Raw genomic sequence first — 26,391 nt, forward strand, 5'->3', positions numbered from 1 at the left:
ACGGATCGGCCTCGACGACGTGGGCCGAACACAACCGACTCGGCTGCAGTCATACGACTGCAGCCGAGTCGGAGACGAATGCACACCCGGGAACACGTGCCGCCCAACACGGGAGCGCAGGATGCGGCGCTGGACTCCCCCGACGACGAGCTCAGCTGTCCATCAAAAGGACTGACAGCCGTAGGAATCCAACGACATCATCTGCGTCGAGTGATGCAGGAATCCGTTGAGAACGTTCGTGTACCTCGTACCCCGACCGCACGGAAGGGAAGACAAACCCTCGCCGCGCGACTTACCGTGGCAATCAACGGATTCGACAGATCGGGATGGACTCGCCCGTGGCGGGGTCTTCGAAACTCCTACGCACCACCGGGATTCCCTCTCTGTCATCATCAATTCTACTGAAGGTGCGCCACTTTCAGTAGGGACGAAAGTCCCTGATATACACTAGCGGCGATATCCGATGCGCCATAACGGATGTCGCCACAACGGCTCCGCCCAACATCTCCCGGATGTCGGACGCGGTGATGGCGGTACCGAACAGTTCCCCCTCGTCGATGGCCGCGTCAAACAGTGCGCGCTTTCGATCCTGCAGTGCCACAACACGTTCCTCGATGGTGTCCGAGGACACCAACCGATACACGGTGACCGGACGCTGCTGACCGATCCGATGTGCACGGTCGATGGCCTGCGCCTCGGCCGCCGGGTTCCACCACGGATCACACACGAAGCAATAGTCTGCCTCGGTCAGATTCAGACCGAATCCACCGGCCTTCAAGCTGATCAGAAACACCTGCGTTCCACCCGAGGTGAATTCGGCAATGGCAGAAGCACGTTCACGTGCCGTCTTGCTGCCGTCGAGGTAGCTGTAGGCGATCCCGGCGTCGGCGAGGTGCGCACGGACGATGGCGAGGAATCCGGTGAACTGACTGAACACCAACGCACTGTGCCCTTCGGCGATCAGCTCCGGCAGACTCTCCATCAGGAACTCGACCTTCGCCGATTCGACTCCACCGTTCGTCTCGTCGACCAGTCCGGCGTGCAGACTGAGCTGGCGCAGCAGACTCAGCGACCGGAACACCTGGAAGCGGCTCTTCTCCCAATCACCGAGCAGTCCCAACACTTTCTGGCGTTCCCGGGCCAGCCGGGTGTCATAGATCTTGCGGTGCCGGGGAGCGAGTTCCAGCATCATCGCCTGCTCCTGCTTCGCCGGCAGGTCCAGAACCACCTGGTCCTTGCGGCGGCGCAGCATGACCGGTTTCATCCGGCGGCGGAGCGTGTCCATCCGGCCCGACTCCTCACCGGACTCGATGGGTTTGCGGAAGTAGGTCTCGAAAGCCTTGGGGGACGGGAACAATCCCGGAGCGGTCACCGACAGCAGCGCCCACAGCTCCATCAGATTGTTCTCCATCGGGGTACCGGTGATCGCCAGTTTGAACGGCGCGTCCAACCGGCGGGCGCACTGGTGGGTCTTACCGGTGTGGTTCTTGATGAACTGCGCCTCGTCGAACAGCGCTCCATCCCAAGAGAATTCGCTGATGTCGTCGAACATCAACCGCAGCAACGTGTAGGAGGTGACCACGACGTTCGCGTCGCCGACCGCCTCGGCAGTCGGTATCCCCGACTTGGCCTCGGTCGCGACGATCGACGTGACCCGCAGCGAAGGGACGAAGCGTCGGGTCTCGGCCACCCAGTTCGGGACAACGCTCGTCGGCGCGATCACCAGGTAACGCACGTCGGGGTTCTTCTTGGCCGCCCGCGCCATCAACGCCAGCGTTTGCAGCGTCTTGCCCAGACCCATGTCGTCGGCCAGGATTCCGCCGAGATCGTTGTCGGCGAGGAAGCTCAGCCAGTCGAGGCCGTCCCTCTGATAGTCACGCAACGTCGCCTTCACGGTACGTGGAGTCGCCACTCGCCGAGGGGGTTTGGCCGCGGCCAGTTTGGCCATCCGGGCCTGCCACGCCTTGAGTTGCGCATCGACGACACCGAGTTCGAGCAGTTCCTCCCACAATGTCGCGTTCATCGACGACGTGTTCACCCGGTCGTTCTCGATCTCGCCGAGTTGCCGTGCCTCGGAGAGTAATTCGGACAGGCGTCGCAACTCCGGGGTGTCGACGCCGACGTAGGCGCCGTCGTCGAGGACGATGAACGACGACCCCATCGCGAGTTCGGAGATGAGCTGTCGCAATGGGATCTCCCGGTCCCCGACGGTCACCGCCACATTGAGGGCGAACCAGTCGTTGCCGGTGCCGTCCTCACCGGCACCGAATCGGATCTCCGGCGTCGCGTCCAGGTAGTGGTAGTCGGTGGCGATCCTGTTGTCGATCAGGATGTTCGGCTCCTGCTCGAGTTCCGGGAGGATCTCGGTTGTGATGAATGCCGCGTCCACCGGGCGCATATCCGCCGCCGTCCGCAGGATGTGCTCCGGGAGGTCCCCGATGCCGATCTCGTCGGCCAGGACCTGGTCGAGAAGAGTGACCGCCTCCTGCGCGCGCGGACCCGGGTGACTCACGGTTTCCGCACGCCACGAGACCCGCGCCGACATCACCCAGTGGGCGGTCGTCGTGGCCAGCAGGAGCAGCTCGGAGCGGATCGATTTCCACAGTGCCGCTTCGGCTGTCGCGTCGCGGTAGGGGGTGGCGCCGATCGGTTCGTTGACGTCGAAGACGTGTCGCTTGTCGTTGACCAGGTAGCCCACACTCCAGGTGTACCGATGATGATCACCGGCATCACTGAGGGTGAGCACGGCGACCGGCCCGGTGATCGTCGGCGGCGTGAGCAGGCCGTCGTCGACGGCCACGGCGCGTCGGCGTTCGATGCGGGGCAGGAACTCCAACGCGAACTCTGGCAGATCCGATTCGGGGACGGTGACTGTCCGGATCCGGGTGGCGAACTCGATCTCCCCTTGCGTCGGTACCGGATCGGCGAAGCCGGCGAGCGTCAGCGTGTCATCGGCGATGTAGGAGAGTCCGTGCGGTTGGGGCCCGGCGGTGCCGAGCAGGGACACCGCTCCGGGCTCCACCGCGGCGCCGTCGACGTGGAGGACCGCACCCACCCGAACACCGTCATCGTCCTTGGTCACGTCGTAGTCGATTGTCGCCGAACCCAACCGCACGTTCTTGACGGGAAAGCTGCGCGTCGTCTGGGCGATCGGCGTGACCCCGGCGTCGACGGCGTTGCGCAACGCCGGCCAGATCGATCGCGGTGCGTTGGTCAGCGACAGCGTGTCGGGGTTGCTCACGTAGCTATTGCGGTGCAACACCTGATAGATCGTGCGCAGGGCGTCACAGTGGGCGACGTCGAGTTCGGTGTTGTGCGTGAAGAGGACGTCCTGCCATGTCGCCCCCGTCTTGATCCACTGACCACGTTTCCCCATCACCATAGGCCGCAGGTGCAGTCCCGGTTCGGGCATGAACCGCGACGACTCACCACGCCCGACGATCAGGGCCAACGGCCGGCGTTCGGACTCGTCGCTCGAGGTACCGACCACACCGCCCAGTGCGGTCCGCCAGTTGGGGGCGACCGGCGCCGGGGCGGCCGTCGCGGTTGTCGCACCCGCTCGCTGCGAGTCCGAGATCGCGACCAGCATCAGGGTGGCCGCGTGTTTGCAGCGCACACCGACCGGACAGCTGCACCGCGTCGCGGCGAGGGTGGCCATCGACGGCGTTCCGCGGAACAGTACCGACACCCGATACTGCTGCGGTCCGCTCCCCTGGCACGTCCCGGACAGGACCTGACCGTCCGACGACCACCCGTAGGTCCTGATCATCCCGCTGCGGCGATACTGCATGGCACGCTGCAGCGTCGTCGCACCGAACTCGCGGCGGAGGTCGGCGTCGGAGGCGATCAGAGCAGGTGGGACCACGTGCCGCAGGGTACCGGGTGACGACCGATCACGGCACACGCACCAAGGGCAGCACAGCCTGAGCCCGTGTCATCCCGTGTCATCCCGTGGAGCCCACCCATGCCCGAACTGTTCGAGATCACCCGCCCGATCCAGGCCGATCCGCCCATCACCTTCAGCATCCTCACCTCGCCCGACGGCCACGTGGTGGCCGGCCTGCGCGCGAGGCTGGGAATCTTCGCGGGGACGGTCCAGTCGCGCTGAAACCCTCGGTCGGCGGCAGGGTTTGCCCATTTCTAGACATTCCCCAAGTAGCCGAGCGACAAAACCCCAGGTCATGGCTTCCGGCTACCGGGCCCGATGTCTAGAAATGGGCAACGACTTGCTCGACACCGCTACTTCTTCGTCAACGACGACTCTTTGTACGCCGCCTTCGCCCCGGTCTTGTCGGATTCGACGATCCAGAAGGGCTCGCCGTCGCTCGCGTCGAACTTCTGGCCGTCGAAGGTGAAGGGCGAGGAGCGTTTCTCGCGTGCGGTGCCGTGTTGTCTGCGACCACCTGCGGTCTCGCCGAGTCGGGCACCGCGCCGGCGGCTACTCCTCCATCCCCCGCTGGGAGAGTTCGTTGGCATCCGCCCAGCCGACGATGTCACCGCGGTTGATTGCGACTGCCAGGAGGTCGGGGAATGCATCGGGGGTGCACGCAAAGGCGGGAACCCCCATCGCACCCAACGCGGTCGCGATGTCCCGGTCGAACGACGGTGCGCCTTCGTCGGACAGCGCGAGCAGCACCACCACGGTGATCCCGTCGGCCCGCATCTGCGCGACACGTTTGAGCATCTCGTCGCGCACGCCGCCCTCGTACAGGTCGGAGATCAGCACGAAGATGCTGTGCTCGGGGCGGGTGACGAGGCCTTGGCAGTAGGCGATGGCCCGGTTGATGTCGGTGCCGCCGCCGAGGGTGGTGCCGAAGAGGACATCGACGGGATCGTCGAGTTCGTCGGTGAGGTCGACGACCTCGGTGTCGAAGACGACGAGGGAGGTCCGCACCGAGCGCATGGTGGCGATGACCGCACCGAAGATCGAGGCATACACGATGGATCTGGCCATCGAACCGGATTGGTCGATGGCGAGGATGATGTCCTTGCTGACGACCTGAGCGCGTCGGCCGTGGCCGACGAGCCGTTCGGGCACAACGGTTTTCTGTTCGGGCAGGTAGTTGTGCAGATTGCGGCCGATGGTCGCGTTCCAGTCGATGTCCCGCAGCTTCGGTCGGTTCACCCGGGCGGCGCGGTCGAGGGCGGCACCGACGGCACTGCGGGTTCGGTCGGCGATACGGCGTTCCACCTCGGCGACGACCTTGCGGACCAAGGCGCGCGCCGACGCCTTGGAACTCGCCGGGATCGCGCGGCCGAGTCCGATCAGTGTGGTCACCATGTCGATGTCGGGTTCGATGCTGTCGATGAGTTCGGGTTCGGTCAGCAACGCGTACAGGTTGAGGCGTTCCACGGCGTCGCGCTGCATCACCTGAACCACGGTGGACGGGAAGTACTCCCGGATGTCGCCGAGCCACCGCGCGACCGAGGGCGCCGACTTGCCCAGTCCCCCTTTGCGGGAACCGCCGCCGTTGGCGTCGTAGAGCGCGCCGAGTGCGTTGTCCATGGCGAGGTCGGCGCCGCCGAGGGCGGGGAACGCGTCGGCGGCCGGGTCGCCGAGGACGAGTCGCCAGCGGCGATCGCGATCGGCCGCAGCGCTTTCTGATTCACCGTTGTTGTCGGTCATGGCAATCCCAGGATTCCGGCGACGACGGCCACCGCGGGTGCGGCGAGTTCGGCGTCGAAGGTGGTGGCGGTGGTGACGGGAACGGATCGCTGCCGGTCGAGGGCGGCGGCGCGGTTGCCGATGTTGCGTCGCACCGACGGGTCGAACACACCGAAGGTCCGGCGCAGCAACGGGAGGACGTCGGTGAAGTCGTTGTCCCCGAGGCCGGTGAGCCAGCCGTCGAGGATGACGAGGAGGTCGCGGTCGTGGACGAGGAGCAGACCGCCATCGCCGAGGAAGCCGTCAATCCATTGCGCTTTGGCGGTCGGCGTCGATCCCGTCGACAGTGCGAACTGCAATCGGGTTGCGGCGTCGGCGGTTTCGATGTGTCCGCCGTCAAGGAGCAGTCGGGTGACGCGACCGACGAGGAGGCCGTTGACATCGGCGCGGTCGGCGATCGCGTGGAGCGCCCCGGTCCACCGCTGAGTGTCGTCGATGTCGAGGAGGGCGACCACCTCGTGCACGGCGTCAAGGCGTTCCTTGAACTCGTTGGCGGCGTCGTCGTTGAGGCTGGAGACCGCGGCGGGGATGCCGACGCACACACGCGTCAGCAGCGAGGACGCGACCAGGCCGAGGGCCGCGGTGTCGGTGCCACGGACGTCGCCGTAGCGTTGGGCCCGCCCGAGCGCCGGTAGGGCCTCCATCAGTTGGGCGACATCGTGATTCACGGCGGCGCGGTCGCGCAGTGCGGTGAGGACGGTGGGGATGACCTCGACGAGCTCGGCGAGCAACGCGGATTCGAGGGCCCCGGTGACCTGTCCGAGTGATGTTCCGCCGCTCGCTGTGTCGGCGACCTTCGCCGCGGCGGCCCCATACACCGTGGTGCCCCACACCGATGCCATCACGATGTCGATGACGTACTCGGGGCGCCACGCAAGGATCCAGCCCTCCTTGAATGTGCCGGTGCCGGTGACCTCGTTGGGTGTGCCCCAGTCGACGCCGAGGATCTGCAGTCGGTGTAGCAGAAGCGATTTCGCCTTGTCGGCGGGTTTGCGGAGGTCCAGGACGAGTTCTTTGGCGACCGGATCCATTTTGAGGCGTGCGGATTTCGCGGTGGCGGTGACGTCGGCCTGCAGCGGGACGACGGGGGCGTCGGCGGGGACGGCACCGAGGCGTTCACCGATGACGGCCTCGCGGTGCATCAGGTCGGCGAGGGCGGTGTCGCCGTGACACATCACCGACAGGGTGGCCTCGCCGATCTCGGCGAGACCGGCGAGGGGTCGGCGCCGCAGCACGGCGAGTGTCTCGGCGAGTCGCGCGGTTTCGATGATGTGCGCCGAGGACACATCGATGTCCTTGTCGCGCAGCAGGTTGGCCTGGTGGATGAGCCAGCGGACGATGACGTCGTCGTCGGTGGTGAACAGGTGGTGATACCAGCCGGGTGAGATGACACCCGCACCGTAGCCGGAGGCGGTGGCCAGGCGGGAGTGGGTCCAGGGAACCCAGGCGAGGCGGCTGCGGAGTTTCGGTGCGCCCTTGAGGGTTCGGGTGTCGGCGGCCGCGGGTGGGAGTTTCCCGGCAAGTGCCGGTGCGTGCCAGGCACCGCAGATGACGGCGACCCGCTGCACTCCGTCGCGTTTGAGGGCCTTGCGGATCGCTTGGCGCATATGGGCTTCGCGGCGGGCCTCGTGCCGGGCTTCGGGGTCGGAATTGTCGGTGACCTGCAGGAAGTCGTCTTCCCGCAGCGCCGCCATCGCCTCGGTGATGGCGTCGAAACCTGCTCCCTCACCCCGGGTTTCGATGACGTCGTCCCACCAGCGTTCGGGGTCGCCGTACCCGGCGGCGGTGGCGAGGGCACCGATGGGGTCGGCGCGGTACACATCCATCTCGCTGGGCGCATCCATCTCGCGGGGCACATCCATCTCGCGGGGCGGGTCTGTCTCGCGCGCGGCCCCAGCCTCGGTGCGGTGCGCGAGCACCATGGAGGTGGGGAGGTCGCAGAATTCGACCGGCACCGCGTGGGTCACCGCCCAGCGCATGGCCTGCCATTCGGGGGAGAACTCGGCGTACGGCCAGAATGCGGCACGCGACGGATCGTCGGCGGCGTAGCCGAGCAGCGCGACCGGTGGCGCCATTCCCTGGTCCGTCACCGCCGCGATGAGATCCGACGCATCGGCCGGCCCCTCGATCAGGACGGCGTCGGGTCTGATGCGGTGCAGTTCACTGACGACGGCCCGGGCCGATCCCGGTCCGTGGTGGCGGATGCCGAGCACGTAGGTGCCCGGCGCCACCGTGTCGGTGGCGCCCTTGGCGGTTTCGGCGGTGGTCACCGACATCGTCAGCGCAGCGCTCCGCGGGCCGCGCGGTAGAAGTCGGCCCAGTCATCACGCTCGCGGACAACGCTTTCCAGATACTCGGTCCAGACGACGGCGTCGGCGGAGGGATCTTTGATGACGGCACCCTGGATGCCGGCGGCGGTGTCGGCGGGGCGGAGGACACCGTCACCGAAGTGCGCCGACATCGCGATGCCGTGGGTGATCACCGAGATCGCCTCGGCGGTGGAGAGCGTACCGCTGGGTTGTTTGACCTTGGCGCGGCCGTCTTCGGTGACCCCGGAACGCAGTTCACGGAACACGGTGACGACGCGCCGGATCTCCTCGGCGGCCGACGGCAACTCCGGCAGATCCAGTGACTTGCCCAGTGCCGCAACACGTTGGGTGACAATGGAGACCTCTTCGTCGGCGGTGGCCGGCAGGGGCAGCACGACGGTGTTGAAGCGTCGACGCAACGCGGAGGAGAGGTCGTTGACGCCGCGGTCGCGGTCGTTGGCGGTGGCGATGACACTGAAACCCTTGGTGGCCTGCACTTCCCGGCCGAGCTCGGGGATGGGCAGGGTCTTCTCGGACAGAATGGTGATCAGCGCGTCCTGCACGTCCGACGGGATGCGGGTCAGTTCTTCCAGTCGGGCGATCTTGCCTTCCTGCATGGCGGTCATGATCGGCGAGGGCACCAGCGCGTCGGTCGACGGCCCTTCGGCGATGAGTCGGGCGTAGTTCCAGCCGTAGCGGATCGCCTCTTCCGGGGTGCCGGCGGTACCCTGCACCAGGAGTGTGGAGGTGCCGCTGATGGCGGCGGAGAGATGTTCGGACACCCAGGTTTTCGCGGTACCCGGCACACCGAGGAGCAGCAGCGCGCGGTCGGTGGCCAGCGTCGCGACGGCGACCTCCATCAGGCGACGCGGCCCGATGTACTTCGGCGTGATCTCGGTGCCGTCGTCGAGGGTACCGCCGAGTAGGTAGGTCACCACCGCCGACGGGCTCAGCAACCAGTTGGCCGGTCGGGCAGCGGTGTCGTCGCGCGCCAGTGCCGCAAGTTCGTCGGCGTAGAGCTGTTCGGCGTGCGGACGGAGGAGGTTGTCGGCGGTGGTCATGGCAGCTCCCTGGTCAGGACAGATCGGATACGGAGGGCTTCGGACAGCGTTGCGCAGGGGATGATGGCGTGCGGATGACGTTCCCGCACAATGGTGATCATCGACTGGAAGTCATCGGTCGCGGGCAGTCCCGTGGACATCAGATCGAACAGGGTGAGGACGTTCCCGCGGACGAGGCGAGTATTGGCGAGCATCGAGTCCAGCAGCCGCAGGGCGTGGCGCGCCATCTGGTCCGACCAGGGTGCGGGCAGCGCATGCAGTCCGACCAGTTGCCGCTCCGCCGCGAGCGAGGGGAAGGCGCGCACCACGGCATCCGGGTCGGCGAAGGCGATGACCCGGGCGGACGCGCCGGGATGGCTCATGAGCGCGGTCGCCCAGCGTCGGTCCTCGAATGTGACGGCGGCCGAACACAGTCCCTGCACAATCGTGGCCTCGTCGGAGTCGGTCGCGGCAACGATCGTCTCGGGCGGCTGACCGAACTGCTGCTCCCAATGCCCCGGCGGGATACGCGACAGCAGTTGCGCCAGAACATGATCACCCAGCGCCACGCCCTTGGGTGCGGTGAGGTTGATGCCGTCACGAGCGAGCGGTGTACCCGCCGGGCCGAGCGTGTCGAGGTCGAGACCACTCGACCGCAGCACAAAGCCCGACTCTCCCGCCACCCACTCCATCAACCCGACAGCCGCCCCCACCAACCGCCGCCGATGCGCCGACCCGTCCACCCGGTCGAGAATATCGGCTGCGACAGCCCGGATCTTCCCGCGTCGATCATCGAGTGCAGCCTCGAGGAACTCCTCGTCGTCGAGGGAGACCTGTCGAAACATGGCCGGTAGCAGCAACTCCCTGTCGGTGCCCGATTCCCCACTCCAGCCGACGGCCAGCAGTTCACGCACCGCACCGGGATCACGCTCGCGCAACGCTGTCAGGTAGGCGACACGCTCTGCGGGTTCACCGTGCGTCCACGCGGACTGGTCGGGCGGAGCGCTCACGAGCGACGAATCATCCAGCACTGCTTTGATTTCCGGCGCCTGCCCGACGAGCCAGCGTCCGCGAGGTCCGACGATGGTGGAGATCGCCGGTCGCAACGTTGCGTGCCGTGCGGTCCGCGACAGCAGGTACGGCAGAAGGGTCGCGGGGGGTCGTAACCCCGAGTCGGCCAGCAGGTTCAGACACCACTCGGCCATCCGCGGCGTCATCTCCATGGCGCGAACGGCGTAGGTGGAGACCACCTGCGGCATGGCCGCGCGCGGATCTTCCGGGGCCACCGGAATCGGCTCCGCAGACACCGACTCGGGCCCGCACGCGGCACGGGCCGCAGCGGTGAGCGAGGCCACCTGCAGAGCGAAACGAGCCGGATCACTCTGCGCTGCATCAGAGTCCGGTAGGTGTACAGCGATGACGGGATCGGCTCCCGCCGGAGTCACCGGTCGACTGCGAACCCCGACCAATGCTGCGGAGACGATCTCCTCCCAGCTGCTCACAGTGCGATCACCTCGCCGTCGCAGATCACCGACGCCACCTCGAGGCCACCGGACCCGAGTTCCCCGAACGCCGAGATCCGCCGGCCACCTGCGACGGCGAGCAGCAGCGGCCACGCGTCGCCGATCTCGGCGACCGGGATGGCCGAGCCGGTGGCGTCGATGAGTGCGGGCGCTTCGGACGCCATCCGCCCGAAGCGGCCGTCGATGAGCACAGGCCAACTCAGCGTCCACGGATCGTCGGCGATTGCGCGGGCACGGGCGCGCCGAGCGTCGGCGATCGTCGTCGGTTGCAGCGAATCCAGGGGATCGAGCTGCGCGGGCAACTGTTCCGACGGCGGTGTGGAGTCGTCGTAGAGACAGCGCAGCCCCGGCGCCCCCGGGTAGAAGTGCATGGTGGTGGCGATCGTGGCGCCGGGAACGGGTCGTAGTGGCAGGGTGGCTCCGGTGGGGGCGTAGTCGAGCAGCATGCCGAAGCGTCGGGTGCCGGCACCCCATACCCAGGTGCGGCGGCTCTGGAGGTGATCTTCGTCGGTGTCGCGGCGACCGAGACACAGCCACAGGTCGGTGATGCCCGCACCGGCCAGGACGTCGGCCTTGGCAACCGGATAGCCGACGTGGCGTCGGACGGTGGCGGCGAGGTCGTCGGGAAGCTGGTCGATGCGCTGATGCGCGGTGGTCAGCGACCAGAGCCGGCCATAGTCCTCAAGGAGTCGGCCGGGCCAGTCGACGGCGTCGTCATCGCCTCCGAAGAACAGGCCGGGGAGCCGGCGGACGCGAGCGGCGAGTCCGGGCGCCTGGGCGTCGACGAGGCGCGCGGCGACCGCGTCGAAGCGGCTGTAGGCGTCGACCTCCGAGCCGGCCAGGCCGTGGCCGACTTGGTCGGTGAGCCAGAGTTGCAGTTCGTCGATGCCGCCACGGACTCGGTCGACGCGTTGCGCCGCGGTCTTCGCGGCGCGTTCGGGATCCTTGGGTGCCGCCGGTTCCACGGCCTTCTTCCCGGCGCGTTCGACGCGTCCGGCAAGCCACGCGGCGGCGTAGTCGGACGGCTCGGCGGCATCGGGTACCTCGTGCTGCGCCCACAGCAGAAGCAGGCCGAGGGCGTGTTTGCAGGGGAACTTCCGCGATGGGCACGAACATTTGTACGCGGGTGACGCGAGCTCGACGATGGTCTGATACGGCGTCTTCCCGCTGCCCTTGCACAGGCCCCAGACCAGCAGGTCGGTGGCGCCCAGATCGGTCCATGGGGTCGGTGTGGCGAGCTTCTGCCCTGCCGTGGCCGATGACGCGTCGGGCGCCGAACCCAGCACCTGATCGGTCGTCCAGCGGTCCCCCATGGGTTTCACACAACCACATCCACCCGACATCCGTCGTCGGGAAACCCCGGCAGACGGCCGCGGAGCAGTGGTGACGGTGACCCCATCGCGTGGGCACGCGTCGACCAGGGTGTTGATCGGGCGCAGCAACTGCCGGTCCATCGGGTGTGACGATGACCCCGCCCGCCCCTGATGTCACGCCCCGCCGATGACGGGCACCGTCACCGTCTGCCCGTCACCCGCGGGAATCGCCACCGGTAGCGAGTCCTGGCCGCCCCGATAGTTGGTCGATCCTCCCGATATCACCAGGCGTAGCCGATGCCCGGTCTCGAAGCGGTGCACGATGGCGGGCATGGTGACGGTGACCGGCCGCGAGGGATCAGCAATACGTGCCGGCGCCACCAGATTCCCGACCGTCGTCGCGTTGCCGACCGCGTCCACGTCGACGATCCGGAGAAACAGCACGAGTTGCCTCTCGGCGGGCATGTTCGCCGGGACCGTGGTACTCACCCGCACCGCGACGCGTGGCGAACCGACCACGTCGAGCGGTTGCGCCAGTGCCGCGGAATCCCACATTGCGGCGGTTCCCGGCACATCCCGTTCCGGCACGCTGATCAAGCCGAGCGAATCGGGATGGTCGTGGGTGGTCGGCAGACCCCACGGAGGTGTGACGAACCGCGCGGTGCCCGGACGCGTACGCACCCCCTGGGTCGCCAGCCGATCGGTGGACGAGAGCCGATAGGTCAGTGCCGATCCCACATCGGCGGAGTCGGCGTAGGCGTAGGCGGGCTCGGTGTCACCGTCGACGCGGATCCAGTTGCGGAAGTAGGAGAATCGCGGTCCCGGCGATGCCGTTGTTCCCCGGAGGTGGTGATCCATCCACGCCACGATCCTGCGCGTGACGTACTGGGTGGCGGGATCGGGGGCGTTCTCGACGTAATCTCCGGTCTCCGGCAGAGCGGAATGACCACCGCTCATCCAGATCATGTGGGTGTCGACGCCCCGCGAGGTCAGCCCACGATAGGTGGCGACGGCCTCGTTCAGATTGAACAAGGTGTCACTCTGGCCCTGGAGGAGCAGCGTGGGGATGCGAATCCGATCGAGATAACTTGCCACCGACCCGGCCCGCAGCCGTGCCACCACGTCCGGCGTGACGACACCCGTCGTCACCGCCTGCGTCACCGCGGTGCAGATCTGCGTCGGGTAGTTGGGGCAGCCGGTCAGTCGCGTCGGGTCGACGTCGCCATGGGCGAACCCCGACGCCACGCCCGCGAAGACAAGGGACGCATCCCAATTGGTCTTCGGCGCTCCGGTGCCCCGGGTCGAGACGCCCACTGTCTGGCCGGTGTTGTTGGGCGCCAGCGAGTAGGACAGATCATTCCACGTGGCCATCGGGGTGATGGTGTCGATCCGCGGATCCATCGCCGCGGCGGCGAATTGGACTTGTCCCCCGTAGGAACCGCCGACCATGCCGACCCGCGGGTCATTCGGATGCGCGCGGCCGTCATGCGCCACCGCGTCGCGCATCACCACATCCAGGGCGGGCGCACGCTGGGTGTGTGCGGCATCGAGGTAGGCGTTGGCCTTTCCGCCGAGATAGTCGACGAGGTGCGCGGCGGCTCGGCCGTCCGGATCGGGTGTGTCAAAGCTGATGCGGCATCCCGATCCGCCGAAGCCGAGTCCCGAGTACGCCAGCACCACATAGCCACGGCGCGTGAACATCTCGGCCATCGGCTTCAGGTCATTCTTGGAGCCGCCGAAACCATTGGTGGTCAGGATCGCCGGCGCGCGGTGCGCCGAGTCCACCCCGGCGGGGACGTAGACGTCGGCGACGACGTCGCAGGGCGCACCGTCCTCACCGGTCGCCTCGAAGTGCCTGGTACTCACCGAATGGTTCGGTGTATCGCCGAATGCGATCGGGGTCAGCGCACCACCTGCAAGTGCCGGACCGACGGTCCCCGCAGCCACACCCAACGCCAGTCCCAGGGCGGCCGTCCGACGGCTGCGTCGTCTCATCACACCTCCACCACGTGGTTGTTCACCGCAGACCGCCTGCGACCCTGACGTGGTACTGATGACTGTGCGCGATGTGGAGGGCGAGCACAATGAGTTTGGGTTTTCGGGTCGGTGTGCCCGGTATGCGGGTGCGGGTGTCGACGCGGGGCGTCCGCGCGTCGGTCGGGCCGCGGATAGCGCGCGTCCACGTGGGTACGGGTCGTACACGCGTGTCGAGCGGGATGGGGCCGTTCTACGCGTCGACGGCGCTGAGCCGCAGCCGCGGCGTGAGTCGAGGACGGTCGTCGACGACGCGGAGCGGCGGGCCGTCGCCGACCCAGCTCGCACGGGCACAGCGCGCCGCGCAACGCGCACAGCAGGAGGCCGAGCGTAACGCCGCCATCGAGCAGCTTCGGCAGTTGCGTCGTGACACCACACGCGCACATCTGGAGCGGTTCGCGATCTCCTCCGCGCCGATCATTCCGCCGCCGCCGCCGATCCCGGCGGAAGCCGTTCGCGCACAGGCCTACTCGATCTACCAGCAAGGGCTCGGGCTATTTGCACGCAAGGAGAAGGAACGCGCCCGCGTTCAGGCCGATGCCGCGGTAGCGGCCTACGTCGACAGCGAGTCACGGCGCCTGGCCGGGATCCACGCCGAGCTGTGCGACGGAGCCGATGCGTGGTGGACGGCATTGTGCGCCAACGATGAACAGACTGTGTGCGATGCGGTCAATGCCGCGTTTGCGGATAACCCCGCAGCCGGATGCGCTGTCGGCGTCGACGGTGCGTCGTTGTCGGTGATCATGCGGCTGCAGGATCTCGACACCTTGCCCGATCAGATGCCGTCGACCACAGCCGCCGGACGGCCCACCCTCAAGGCGATGCCCAAACGGGAGCGGATGCTGTGGTGGATGCACATCCTCGCCTCGAATCTCGCGGCCACTGTGCTCGAGGCGCTGGCCACCGCACCGTCGATCACCGAGGTGAACGCGGCGGTTATCACCCGGATGCCCGATACTCATCGGCTCGGCTTGGTGGCCTACGGTTCGTGGTCGAGGACCGCCATCGAGCGCGGGCCGTGGGGGTGCGCTGACGACGCGTGGCGGATCCTCGACATCGGCACCGACGTACAGTGCAGTATTCGGACGACCGCCTCGGGCAACATCTCCTCGGTCGTCAAGCCGTTGCCGCTCGACGAGCTCCCCGGTGTCGCAACCCTTCTCGCCAACTGCGACGACGACGGAGATGCGGCACTGGCAGATCTGGATGCAGATCTCGCGAGCAGCACGCCGGTCTCCGAGCCCGACCCTCCGAATCCCTTCCGGCTCACTCCCTTTGACCACTGGTTGCAGACGCGTGCGGCACCGCCCCCGGCCGCTCCCCCAGCCCCCACCCCGATCCGGTCGGCGCCGATCGCTGAACCCACGCCGTCGCCCACACCCGTCACTGCGGCCCCGCAATCCCCTGCCCCACGACCTCCCGCGCCACAACCTCCTGTCCCCGTCGCGGACGACTTGAGCGCGGGCCAGTCCGTCGTGATCGGTGACGCCGCCGCGATCCCGCTCCGCATCACCTTCACCACCGCGGGCGCCGATGCCGATCTGGTTTTCCTTCTCCTCGACCGCGATGACAAGGTGCTCGACGACAGTGCCATGATCTTCTACAACCAGCCCGTCGGCGACGGTGTCACCTTGATCAGTAAGCAGCACACTGGTTCGGCCACAGTCGAATTGGCGGTGGTCCGGCCTGGCGAGGTGGGGCCGAGGGTCGCGAAGGTGTTGGTCGCCGCGAGCATCGACGCCGACTCCGGGGCGACGTTCGACTCACTTGGGCTGTGCCACATCCGGATCGGCGCCGAGAATCAGTGCTGGTCATTCACACCGAGTCCGGAACCGCAGGTTCGGGCTCTCATCCTCGTGGAGATCTATCTGCATCGCCCGCCCGACGCCGGAGCGCGGTGGAAACTGCGCGCGCTCGGACAGGGATGGGACGATGGGCTGGCGGCGTTGGCTCGTGCATACGGTGTCAACGTCGACGGGTGAGACACGAGCCAGCACGGCTGCCTAACTGTGCGCGTTGTAAATCGCCTCTGCCAGTTCGACTTTGATGTTCTGGAGCTCCGGGGTGGCGATCACGTCGGGTGAGCGGACACCATCCGGAGAGTCACCGGGCAGTTCGATTCGGCGGTCGATGGTCACCCGCCCGGGGCGGGCACACATCACCAGCACCCGCGTCGACAGGAACACCGCCTCCTCCACCGAATGCGTGACAAAGATGATCGTCTTGCGTTCTCGTCGCCACAGATTGAGCAACTCCACCTGCAGGCGTTCACGGGTGAGCGGGTCGAGCGCACCGTAGGGCTCGTCCATCAGGATGACCCGCGGATCGTTCACCAGGACGCGGGCGATCTGCGCGCGTTGCTGCATACCACCGGACAGTTCGTACGGTCGTCGACTGCCGAAGCCGCCGAGCCCGACGGTTTCGAGCATCTCGGTGGCCTTCTGGGCCCGTTCGGCTTTCGGCATTCCCCTGGCTTTGAGTCCGAATTCGACGTTGTGCTGCACCGACAGCCATGGATAGAGCGTCGGAGCCTGGAACACCACGCCTCGTTCGGGTGCCGGACCGCGGATATGGCGCCCGCCGATCATCACAGTGCCCTCGGTGGGTTCGAGGAATCCGGCGATGATCTGCAGCAGCGTGGTCTTGCCGCAGCCGGACGGTCCCACCAGGCAGACGAATTCGCCCGGATCGATGGTGAGGTCCATCGGGGAGAGCGCGACCACCTGGTCGTCGCCGGAGCCGTAAGTCTGGCCGACCGACGTCAGGGTGAGCCGGTCGGAAAGGTCTGCGCCCGTCTCGTTGTCGGGGTTCGTCACGGGTTCGGTCATTGGCCCGCCACCTCCTTGATCGCGGCGGCGTACACCGCATTGTCGTAAACCTGCTGCGGGCTGACACCGTCGACCTCACCCTGATCCTTGAGGAACGACGCGGTGTCGAACAACGAACGGGCAAGTCCCCCACCGAACCAGCGAGGTTCAGCCTGCTCTTTGGCGGTCAGGTAGATGTAGCCCTTGAGTTGGGTGCGTACCTGATCCGGTGTGACGCCGAGCTGACCGGAGATCCTCGCGACGGCTTCCTCCGGGTTCTGCGTGATCTGCTGGACTGCCCAGTCCTGCGCCATCGTCCACAGTCGCATCGCGGCCGGATTCTCCTTCACGAAATCGGTTCGCGCACCGGACAGATCGAAGGTGGGGCTGCCGGCGTCGGCGGTGTCCTTCGCGGTCATGATGACGTGGCCGTCGCGGGTCAGCTCCGACAGCGTCGGTTCCCAGATCCATGCGGCATCGATCTGTCCGCCCTGCCAGGCCCCGAGAATCGCACTGGGTTCGAGGTTGATGACGGTGACGTCGGAGGTCAAACCCGCCTTGGTCAGGGCCGCCATCAGGCTCAGATGCGAAGTGGAACCGAACGGGACCCCGATCTTCTTGCCACGCAGCTGATCGACCGAGGTGATCGAGGGATCGCGGACCACCAGTGACTCGGCGCCACCGATGACGTCCTGAATCCACACCACCGACACCGGCAGGTTCAGCGGCGCCGACAGGGCCTTGGCGGCCGGTGCCGAACCGAAGAGCCCCAGGTCGAGTGAGTTGGCACCGAAGGCCCGCACCACGTCGGCGCCCGAGGAGAACTGGGTCCAGGCGATGTCGGCGTTCGGCATGCACTTGCCGAGGATGTCGGAGTCCTTGACAACGAGGTCGCCGTTGGGGATCTGTTGGTAGCCGATGCGGATGGTGCCGGTGATCGACTGGTCCGGCGTGACCGGGCAGGACACCTCGGTGATGAGTGATCGACTTTGTTCTCCGCGACCGGATTCGACGATGCAGCCGCTGGTCGAGATCGCCACCGCGGCGCACAGGCCGACGACGGCAAGTGACCGTCGCAGCCGCCGCGGTCCGCGGTGCGGATCGGGTGTGGGGTTCATACCTTTCCCTTCCACGGCGCCACCAGGATGCCGATCCACTTGAGGATCGAATCGAGGACGAGGGCGGTGATTCCGATGACGATGATGCAGGCGATGACCAGCGGCGTGCGAAGCTGGGTGCCGGCGATGTAGGCGAGTCCTCCGATGCCGGGGATGCCGTTGTTGAGTTCCGCGGCAACGACTGTCGTCCAGGCGAATCCGACGGCCAGACGAATGCCACCGATGATGTCGGGGGCTGTCGCGGGGAGGATGACTCCGCGGATCACCTGTCCGCGTGAGGCGCCGAGGCTGCGCGCCGCGTTGAGGTAGTCGGCCTTGACGCCGTGGATACCACTCATCGTGGCCACCGTGACCGCAGGGAAGGCGGCCAGGAACAGCAACCAGATCTTGGAGGTGTCGCCGATGCCGAACCAGACGATGAGCAGGCTGAAGTACCCCAGCGGCGGTAGCGCGCGGAGGAAGTTGAGGTATGGATCTACTGTGGTGGCAATGACTTTCGAGGTACCCATCGCGATTCCCAGCGCGATGCCGACGATGATTGCCAGTCCGACTCCGGCGAAGATGCGCTGCAGGCTTGCGATGAGGTGTTCCCACAGGAAGTAGTTCTGTTCGCCGAGCACCTCTCGCGGCACACCGGGTGCCACCTGATGCCAGGTGTTGGCGCGCACGAACGCATCCCACACCGCTCCCGGTCCGGGCAGGTACAGCGGTTTGATGACGCCGGCGGCGGTGACTGTCCACCACAGCAGGACGAACACCACCAGGGCGGCGATCCGGATTCCCCAGTGCCGCAATGTTGATGATGAGGGCGTGAGACGGCTGGTGATGGCGCTTGTCATACCGCCGCCGTTCGATGAACCCGTTGGGCGCTGGTCTGATCACGCGCCAGCAGCAGCATGGAATCGACGTTGACGTGCGCCGGGCGGGTGGCCACCCAGGTGACGGCGTCGGCGACGTCGTCGGCCGACAACGGGGTGAGTCCGTCGTAGACGGCGGCGGCACGGTCGGTGTCGCCGCCGAATCTGTTGATGGAGAATTCCGTCTCCACCATGCCCGGGTCGATCTCGCAGACCCGTACCGGTTCGCCGAGCAGTTCCAGTCGCAGCACCCGCGTCAGTGCGCGCACCGCGTGCTTGGCGGCGTTGTACCCGCCGCCACCGAGGTACGGTTCGACGGCGGCGATCGAGCCGATGGTGACGACAGTGGCGCACGCCGACGACCGCAGCAGCGGCAGCAGTCCCCGGGTGACGCGTAAGACGCCGAGCACGTTCATGTCGAACATGGCCTGCCAGTCGGCGTCCACGGATTCGGCGATCGAGTCGGTCCCGATCGCGCCTCCGGCGTTGTTGACGAGGACGTCGGCGCGGTCGAGGTCGGCACAGAAGGTGATGACCGAGCCGGGATCGGTGACGTCGAGGTGGCGGACGATCACCTCGCAGTTCGGGTGGTCGGCGCGGATCTTGCCGGCGAGGTCGTCGAGGCGCTCGACGCGCCGTGCGCCGAGGAGCAGGTCAAAGCCCGCATCGGCGAGCTGAGCGGCGGTCGCGGCACCGATCCCGCTGCTGGCGCCGGTGATGACCGCCCGTGGCCGGATGTCGGTGGAGTCGGGCTGATGTGCCATGAGGCGATTCCCCCTTCGTGTGGTGATGCGTCGTCTGTCTGCGGCGGCGGTCGCCGCGTCGTGAACTCAGACTGTCGAAGATCTGGAGCCCCGAGAAGGTCCACTGGTACGGAGTTTGACGGTGCCAGATGTAACCGGATGGACTCGTCGAACATCGTTCGTGACGGCGTCACCAGCCCGAACCGACTCAGGCTTCGGGCGCGAGGAACGGCGTGTTGTGCACGTCACCCCAACTGGCACTGTCAGTTGGCCCATTTCTGGCCCTTTTGCCGAGGCCAAGCTCTTGCGACGGTGGTGTCAGGCCGGCGACTACCGCGACGTTGCCACACCCGATTCACGGAGGAGCACACATCATGCCCGCACCACAGAACCCCCACGCCGCGCAGATCTACGCGGCCGATCGCGCCCACGTCTTCCATTCGTGGTCGGCACAATCGACGCTCGATCCGATCGTCATCACCGGCGCCGAGGGCTCGCATGTCATCGACGGCGACGGTAACCGGCTGCTGGACTTCTCCTCGCAGCTCGTCTACACCAACCTGGGCCATCAGCATCCGCGCGTGGTGGAGGCGATCGCCGAGCAGGCCCGCACCTTGTGCACCATCGCGCCGGCGCATGCCAACGAGGCCCGCGCCCGCGCCGCCGAACTGATCGTCGACATCGCGCCGCAGGGATTCACCAAGGTGTTCTTCACCAACGGTGGCGCCGACGCCGTGGAGCACGCCGTGCGGATGGCGCGGCTGACCACCGGCCGCTACAAGACGTTGTCGGCGTTCCGCGGGTATCACGGTGCGACGCATCAGACCATCAATCTGACCGGCGATCCACGGCGCTGGCCCAGCGACTACGGTTCGTCGGGCGCGGTGCACTTCTTCGCGCCGTTCCTGTACCGCAGTCAGTTCCACGCCGAGACGCAGGAGCAGGAGTGCGTCCGCGCCCTGGAGCATCTGCGGTCGCTGATCGAGTTCGAGGGACCCGACAGCTTCGCCGCGCTGATCCTCGAGACCGTCCCGGGGACCGCCGGCATCATGCCACCCCCGCCCGGCTACCTTGCCGGCGTCCGCGAACTGTGCGATCGGCACGGTATCGTGATGATCCTCGATGAGGTGATGGCCGGCTTCGGACGCACCGGAAAATGGTTGGCGCTCGAGCACTTTGACGCGGTTCCCGATCTGATCACCTTCGCCAAGGGCGTCAACTCCGGATATGTACCGATGGGTGGGGTGCTGATGACCCAGCAGATCGCCGAGCAGTTCGACACCCGCCCATATCCCGGCGGGCTCACCTACTCGGGTCATCCCCTCGCCGCTGCGGCGGCCGTCGCGACCATCGAGACCATGCACGCCGAGCAGGTGGTGGAGAACGCCGCGGCGATCGGCGTCGACACCCTGGGACCCGGCCTGCGCGAACTCGCCGAGCGCCACGAGATCATCGGCGACGTACGCGGACTCGGCGTGTTCTGGGCGATCGAACTCGTCTCCGACCGCGCCACCAAAGAGCCGTTGGCGCCCTACGGCGGCAACTCCCCGGAGATGAAGGCGATCGCCGATCGGGCGCGACGCAATGGACTTCTCATGTTCCAGAACATGAATCGCTTCCATCTCACCCCGCCGTGCATCGTCTCCCCGCAGGAGACCAAGCAGGCTCTCTCGATTCTCGATGACGCACTCTGCGCAGTGTGAGACTTCCTGCGTCGGGTCGGGGATCAGGGCAGCGCTGCGGCCAGCGCCCTGATCCCCGGTTCGATCTGCTCGGTGCGCAGGGAGCTGTACCCGAGCCGCAGGTTGTGATTGCGCCAGGTTCCGGGGAAGTAGTAGCGCGACCCGTCGGCCACCAGAACCCCGTGCTCACGAGCTCGCAATGCCCAACGCTTGCAATCAATCTCGGCTGGCGCCGTGTACCACAGACTCACTCCGCCGGGCGGGTAGGAGCCACCCTCATCAGGGAGTGGCAGGTACCGGTTGACCGCCGCGGTCAGTGTGTCCCAGTTGGCGCGCAGTCGACGCCGCTGACCGCGCAACACCTTGTGGTAGTCGCCAGAGGTGATGAAGATACCAAGCGCCCGTTGCAGATGTCCGGCAAGGTGTTTGGATCGGTTATGGCGTTCGGCACGCAGCGCGGCGATCACCTCGGGATGTCCGACGACGAACCCGAGGCGCAGTCCCGCGGCGAGGAATTTCGAGAAGGAACCGATGTAGAGGACCCGGCCGGAGGTGTCCATCGCCTTGAGCGACGGAGTGGGCTGGCCGCGGAAACGGAACTCGCTGTCGTAGTCGTCTTCGATGACGAAGGCGTCGCGGTCGGCGAGTTGGTCCATCAGCAGCCGTCGGCGGGGCAGGCTGAGCGTCACGTTCGTCGGGTGATGGTGGCTCGGGGTGAGGTAGATGGCGTCGAAGCCGGGCGCATCCTCGATCACCGCACCCCACTGGTCTGTCGGGACGGGAACGACCGAAGCGCCGATGCGGGAACAGATCTGCCAGGCGTCGACGTAGCCGGGATTCTCTACCACCACCGTCGACGTCGGACCGAGGAGGACGTCGGCGATCAGTGATAGTCCTTGTTGCGCACCGGAAGTCATCAGCACCTCATCGGTGGTCGCGTGCACGCCCCGAGAGGGCAGGATCTCGTTGCACAGCGCCTCGAGCAGCAGTGGATCGTCGGAGTCACCGGCGTCGCGCACGCTGTAGGTCAGGTGCGGATTGTGTAGCGCGGCAACCATTGCCCGTTGCCACGAGCGCGCCGGGAAGGACTTCATCTCAGGCTGCGCGGAGATGAAGGGATAGGGGTAGTCCTGCCACTCGGGGAAGGCCGGCGCCTTGGTCACCGGCAGCTGATGCAGACCCGCCTGATGGCGTTCCAGTCGTGGCTGCCAATCCATTTGGATGGTCCGGTCGCGTCGTGTCGTGCGTGGCGTCGTGGACGTCGGGGCGAGGTTCACCGGATACAGACCTGAGCGCGGGCGGCTCTCCACCAGCCCAGCGCCGGTGAGCTCCTGATACGCCAGGGCGACGGTATTACGCGAGACACCCAGTGCCTGAGCCAGGTACCTGGTAGACGGCATCGGCCGGCTCGGTCCGTAGACCCCACGCGCCAACTGGTCCTCCAACAGTGCCCTCACCTGCCGGTACAGCGGCGTCGCCGACGACGGGTCCAACGCGAGCGGCGCCGGATCACCTGCGGTTGACTCAGTCATCTGGCCTCAATGTTTCTGCTCCAACTGGCGCTTTCCTCATGACAGTACGGGGTTCAGTCTAGATCGGTGAATCTCTTGACGCCGTGGTCGGCGGCCGCCGTGATCGCGATCATCGCCGTCGGTGCACTCATCCAGGCCACCACCGGCTCGGGATTCGGCATCGTGACCGCCCCGGCGCTGATCCTGGTGGATCCGCACCTCGTGCCCGGCGCCCTGCTAATGCTCGCGACCGTGATCTGTACCGTGACGGCGTGGCGCGAACGTGCCTGGATCGACCGCGGTTTCGTGACGCGGTGTGTTCTTGCCGCTGTTCCGGGAACCGCTGCCGGGGTCACGGTGGTGCATCTCGTGGGTGGCCAGACCCTGGCCGTCATCATCGCGCTGACGGTGGTTGCCGCCGGGTGCGCCGGACTGTGTGGTGTCCGCGTCCCGCTGACCACTCGCAGCACACTGACCGCCGGATTCTTCTCCGGTGCACTGAATTACGCCGCCGCCCTGCCCGGCCCACCGTTGGCGTTGACGTTCCGCGCGGCCGAGGCCGCCCGCATCCGCGCCACGATGTCGGCGGTGTTCGCGATCATCTCCGCGGCAACCGTGTTGTTGCTGGCCGCCACCGGGCGCAGCGATTCTCACGATCTTCTCGTCGCGCTGGCACTCCTCGTGCCGATGGCGGCGGGAATCCTGGCCGCCCGGGTCGTCATGCACCGGATTCCGGCGGCGGCGGTGGCCCGCGCGGGCATGGCGTTGTCGGTGATCGCCGGCGTGGGGTTGCTGGTCTCGAGCCTGTGAGGCCACGAGCATCGATGCCTGCCGGAGAACTTCGGGAAGGCGCCGGCCGGTGGAACAGCCAATGCCACAGCCCGGTCTCAGCTTGCGGCGGGTAGGCGACCGGAGATCAGCTGCTCCAACATCTGGCGTGGCGACGAGTGAGCGATCTCCCTGACTTGCGGTCGCGTTGGCCAACAGGGCGGTCATGCCCCCAGAAGAGGGGGCATGACCGACGGTACCCACGCCACTAGCGTGACCAGAAGCAACGTCGCGTCGAATGTGCATGGAGGTCAACTGTTATGACGGCAGTCAGTTTTCGGTCGGGGACTCTCGTACCGGTGGTGGTGGGACTCTCGCCGTTGCTGGCCGCCGCGTTGATTGCGCCGTCGCTGTCCACCACGCCGCCGGTTGCGGGGTCGGTGTCGCTGGCTGCTGCAGTCACCCCACTACAAGCGCCGGCGCCGTTCCGGGGTGGGCAGATCGCGCTGGTGCGCACCGACGAAGTCGTGGCGGCGATCGTCGATCAAGCGAGCACACCGGGGGCAACCGCGGTTATCCGATCACTCGCCGGGCAACTGCGTGCGGCGGGTGCGGACGGGCCGACCGCACCGCATAGCAGCTCTCGGTCGGGGCTTGCCGTGTCGGGCGGAACAACCCCCATCGGAACACGCTCCGGCAGAACATCTTCAGACCAAGATGCGTCGGTGGCGTCCGATTCGGCGACACAGTCGTCGACGAGCGGCGCATCGGCCGGTATTCGGCGCAATACATCCGGCCCCTCGTCGGTGCCCGCCTACGTGGTCGCCGCCGCTGACCGCACCTCGGCCATACAATTCTTGTTCACGGTCTCGGCTGGTCCACAGACCGGTCTACGCGTGGTCGGCCCCACCGGGATCTTATGGATTGGCAACGGCGCCGACGGTACTGCGGAGCATCCCGACGGCTACGCGGGCGGCATCCTCTGGGGCAACGGCGGTGACGGCGTTGCCGGCGGGAAGGGCGGGGATGCCGGATTGTTCGGTGATGGCGGCGACGGTGGCGACGGGGTTGCCGGAACCCTTGATGGCGGTGCCGGTGGCCGTGGCGGATTGGTGTTCGGCAACGGTGGTGATGGTGGCGTGGGCGGCAACGGATTCCGCATCGCATTCCTCGGTGAGGATACCGCGATCACCGGAACCGGCAACGGTGGTAATGGCGGTGCCGGTGGAGCGGCAGGCTTGTGGGGCAACGGTGGCAACGGTGGTCAGGGAGGGCTCGGACTTCTCGGCCTTGACGGAGTCAACTACCTCGGCCCGACGATGACCGACCCGACTCTGAGCGGCGCTGACGGCGTGAATAGCTCCAGCGGCCAAGCCAATGGCGACAACGGACAAGACGGTATGGCTCCCGGCGACGTCGTCGGTGTCAACGGCGGTAACGGAGGCAGCGGCGCCCCGGGCGACGGCTCCTGGAGCACTGGCGGCAAAGGTGGGTCCGGCGCGACCGGATCGATTGGCGGACAAGGTGGTCGAGGTGGCGATGGCGGTGCGGGCACATACGACGGCGGCGCAGGCGGCACGGGCGGCGCCGGAGGAATCGGTGCCGCCGGTGGTGACGGTGGCGATGGTGGACTCGGCGGAACGCCAGGTGTGAGCAACGTCGTGTTCGTCGGTGGTGACGGAGGCATGGGCGGGACCGGGGGAACCGGCACCGCAGGTGGAGCGGGTGGTTCCGGGGGAGCGGGCGGCTCCGGAGGCTCCGGTGGCGTGCTCTATGGCAACGGCGGGAACGGAGCGTCCGGTGGCGTCGGCGGAAATGGCGGCAACGGTGACGTCGGCGGGACCGGAGGAACAGGTGGAGCGGGTGGCGTAAGCGTCTGGGCCCCTTGGTACTCCGGACAAGGGGGCAACGGTGGTACCGGTGGTACCGGCGGCGCTGGAGGAGATGGCGGAGACGGGGGCACGGGCGGCTCCGGCGGCACCACAGGTCTCTTGGGTGGTTCGGCAGGCACCAACGGCGCCGACGCTGAAGGTGGGAGCGGCGGCGCGGGAGGAGTCGGTGGGACCGGCGGCGCCGGCGGCTCACGGGATGACGGGGATCTGAAACCCGGCTCCGCCGGGGCCGACGGAGACCCGGGTGCTACCGGCGCTGCTGGTTCGACCGGGGGCAGCGGTACCGGCTCCTGATCGGCCGTCGTCGGCCGGTCGTGTCGGCACGACCGGCTACTGACTCTCCAAAGGAATGCCCCGCCAGACATCGCCAGTTGACTGTGGATTTCGTCCACCGCGTAAGTGGCGTCCGAGTCGATACGAAGGAGCTGTCCCGGTGGCTATCGAAACTGTGCGCCATATTGGTCGATGTGCTGTACCGCCGTTTCGTCCGAGTCTTCAATCCCGGTTTCCCTGGGATCGGTTCGACGGCTGGATCGACGCTGTCTTCGCCATCGCCGCGACCTTGCTCGTGCTGGAGTTGCGTCCGCCCAGCGTCGAGGAGGGCGGACTCGGACACGCACTGCTCAACCAATGGCCGCTCTATCTGATCTACCTGCTGGGTTTCGTGCAGATCGCCGGCGGCTGGTCGGTTCTGCGTCGAGTATCGGCATGGTCGACCGGCTTGGACCACTACGCCTTGTTGCTCGCGTTCGGATCGCAGATCGGCTACATCCTGACGCCCTTCACGATCGCCGTGCTCGGCGAATCCCGGCACAATGCCACCGATTTCACCTCCGCGGTTCGTTTGATGGCGATCGTGATGATCTTCGCGATGGGCGGATTCGCCGCGTTCATGTATTACTCGGTCAAGCGCGGATTCTTTCGGCCGGACCTCGACGCCGGGGTGTTCCGTACCGCCTACGTTCTCTCGTTGGCCTCCGTTCTCTGGCCCATCGCCACTCTTGCCTTCACGTGGGTGATCGGAGGCTGGGCGCTCGCATTCTTGGTGCTGCACCTGGTCACGATCTTGTTCCCGCTCGACGCCATGTCGACCGAGCAGTATGACGAGGCCGACAAGAGCTGACCGTTG

At 67.0% G+C, this 26,391-nt stretch carries 19 protein-coding genes; 6 read left to right on the forward strand and 13 right to left on the reverse strand.

From position 1 onward, the window contains the following. Window positions 1-418: 418 nt before the first annotated feature. Entirely contained in the window at window positions 419-3,865 is a 3,447-nt protein-coding gene (locus tag ABLE92_RS15740) for a DEAD/DEAH box helicase (protein ID WP_348805738.1), read from the reverse strand. Window positions 3,866-3,964: 99 nt separating this feature from the next. Here ABLE92_RS15740 and ABLE92_RS15745 point away from each other — a divergent pair, with 99 nt between their 5' ends. After that, complete coding sequence (locus ABLE92_RS15745) at window positions 3,965-4,108, forward strand: hypothetical protein (protein WP_348805739.1); 144 nt, start codon at window positions 3,965-3,967, stop codon at window positions 4,106-4,108. Between the two features lie 131 nt (window positions 4,109-4,239). Here ABLE92_RS15745 and ABLE92_RS15750 read toward each other — a convergent pair whose 3' ends face one another. The 7 genes from ABLE92_RS15750 to ABLE92_RS15780 form a co-directional block, all read right to left on the reverse strand. After that, window positions 4,240-4,476, reverse strand: a complete 237-nt coding sequence (locus tag ABLE92_RS15750) for a hypervirulence associated TUDOR domain-containing protein (RefSeq protein ID WP_348805740.1) — start codon at window positions 4,474-4,476, stop codon at window positions 4,240-4,242. Further along, complete coding sequence (locus tag ABLE92_RS15755) at window positions 4,439-5,626, reverse strand: vWA domain-containing protein (protein ID WP_348805741.1); 1,188 nt, start codon at window positions 5,624-5,626, stop codon at window positions 4,439-4,441. The genes ABLE92_RS15750 and ABLE92_RS15755 overlap by 38 nt, the downstream gene beginning before the upstream one ends. Further along, window positions 5,623-7,941 (reverse strand): DUF5682 family protein, encoded by a 2,319-nt coding sequence (locus ABLE92_RS15760; protein ID WP_348805742.1) that lies wholly within the window; start codon window positions 7,939-7,941, stop codon window positions 5,623-5,625. Before ABLE92_RS15760 ends, ABLE92_RS15755 begins: the two co-directional genes overlap by 4 nt. Window positions 7,942-7,943: 2 nt before the next feature. Then, entirely contained in the window at window positions 7,944-9,035 is a 1,092-nt protein-coding gene (locus tag ABLE92_RS15765; RefSeq protein WP_348805743.1) for an ATP-binding protein, read from the reverse strand. Then, a complete protein-coding gene (locus ABLE92_RS15770) occupies window positions 9,032-10,516 on the reverse strand; it encodes a DUF5691 domain-containing protein (protein ID WP_348805744.1) in 1,485 nt (494 codons plus the stop codon). Before ABLE92_RS15770 ends, ABLE92_RS15765 begins: the two co-directional genes overlap by 4 nt. After that, a complete protein-coding gene (locus ABLE92_RS15775) occupies window positions 10,513-11,850 on the reverse strand; it encodes an SWIM zinc finger family protein (RefSeq protein ID WP_348805775.1) in 1,338 nt (445 codons plus the stop codon). Before ABLE92_RS15775 ends, ABLE92_RS15770 begins: the two co-directional genes overlap by 4 nt. 174 nt (window positions 11,851-12,024) lie before the next feature. Further along, window positions 12,025-13,845 (reverse strand): CocE/NonD family hydrolase, encoded by a 1,821-nt coding sequence (locus tag ABLE92_RS15780; protein ID WP_348805745.1) that lies wholly within the window; start codon window positions 13,843-13,845, stop codon window positions 12,025-12,027. An 89-nt stretch (window positions 13,846-13,934) separates the two neighbouring features. Between ABLE92_RS15780 and ABLE92_RS15785 the strand changes: the two genes are divergently transcribed. Then, the gene (locus ABLE92_RS15785; protein ID WP_348805747.1) at window positions 13,935-15,866 is read left to right on the forward strand and encodes a TerD family protein; all 1,932 of its coding nucleotides are present in this window, start codon (window positions 13,935-13,937) and stop codon (window positions 15,864-15,866) included. 21 nt (window positions 15,867-15,887) lie between these two features. On the opposite strand, the gene ABLE92_RS15790 is transcribed toward ABLE92_RS15785, so the two are convergent. Genes ABLE92_RS15790 through ABLE92_RS15805 form a run of 4 tightly spaced genes read right to left on the reverse strand, consistent with a single transcriptional unit; the run spans window position 15,888 to window position 19,430 of the window. After that, a complete protein-coding gene (locus ABLE92_RS15790) occupies window positions 15,888-16,712 on the reverse strand; it encodes an ABC transporter ATP-binding protein (protein ID WP_348805748.1) in 825 nt (274 codons plus the stop codon). Then, window positions 16,709-17,809 carry a taurine ABC transporter substrate-binding protein gene (locus ABLE92_RS15795; protein WP_348805749.1) on the reverse strand — a complete coding sequence of 367 codons (1,101 nt, stop codon included), beginning with the start codon at window positions 17,807-17,809 and terminating at the stop codon, window positions 16,709-16,711. Before ABLE92_RS15795 ends, ABLE92_RS15790 begins: the two co-directional genes overlap by 4 nt. Beyond that, window positions 17,806-18,648, reverse strand: a complete 843-nt coding sequence (locus ABLE92_RS15800) for an ABC transporter permease (RefSeq protein ID WP_348805750.1) — start codon at window positions 18,646-18,648, stop codon at window positions 17,806-17,808. The genes ABLE92_RS15795 and ABLE92_RS15800 overlap by 4 nt, the downstream gene beginning before the upstream one ends. Further along, window positions 18,645-19,430, reverse strand: a complete 786-nt coding sequence (locus ABLE92_RS15805) for an SDR family NAD(P)-dependent oxidoreductase (RefSeq protein ID WP_348805751.1) — start codon at window positions 19,428-19,430, stop codon at window positions 18,645-18,647. Before ABLE92_RS15805 ends, ABLE92_RS15800 begins: the two co-directional genes overlap by 4 nt. Before the next feature lie 353 nt (window positions 19,431-19,783). Here ABLE92_RS15805 and ABLE92_RS15810 point away from each other — a divergent pair, with 353 nt between their 5' ends. Next, window positions 19,784-21,112: an aspartate aminotransferase family protein gene (locus tag ABLE92_RS15810; RefSeq protein WP_348805752.1), complete on the forward strand. Its 1,329-nt coding sequence runs from the start codon at window positions 19,784-19,786 to the stop codon at window positions 21,110-21,112. A 23-nt stretch (window positions 21,113-21,135) separates the two neighbouring features. Here the strand turns inward: ABLE92_RS15810 and pdxR are convergent, their stop codons facing one another. After that, complete coding sequence (pdxR, locus tag ABLE92_RS15815; RefSeq protein ID WP_348805753.1) at window positions 21,136-22,623, reverse strand: MocR-like pyridoxine biosynthesis transcription factor PdxR; 1,488 nt, start codon at window positions 22,621-22,623, stop codon at window positions 21,136-21,138. Window positions 22,624-22,689: 66 nt separating this feature from the next. Between pdxR and ABLE92_RS15820 the strand changes: the two genes are divergently transcribed. The 3 genes from ABLE92_RS15820 (at window position 22,690) to ABLE92_RS15830 (ending at window position 26,385) form a co-directional block, all read left to right on the forward strand. Next, on the forward strand, window positions 22,690-23,412 hold the full coding sequence (locus ABLE92_RS15820; protein ID WP_348805754.1) for a sulfite exporter TauE/SafE family protein: 723 nt from the start codon (window positions 22,690-22,692) through the stop codon (window positions 23,410-23,412). A gap of 278 nt (window positions 23,413-23,690) precedes the next feature. Further along, complete coding sequence (locus ABLE92_RS15825; protein ID WP_348805755.1) at window positions 23,691-25,556, forward strand: PGRS repeat-containing protein; 1,866 nt, start codon at window positions 23,691-23,693, stop codon at window positions 25,554-25,556. A gap of 139 nt (window positions 25,557-25,695) precedes the next feature. After that, entirely contained in the window at window positions 25,696-26,385 is a 690-nt protein-coding gene (locus ABLE92_RS15830) for a TMEM175 family protein (protein ID WP_348805756.1), read from the forward strand. The last annotated feature ends 6 nt before the right edge of the window (window positions 26,386-26,391 follow it).

Source organism: Gordonia oleivorans (assembly GCF_040044975.1).
GTDB lineage: Bacteria > Actinomycetota > Actinomycetes > Mycobacteriales > Mycobacteriaceae > Gordonia > Gordonia oleivorans.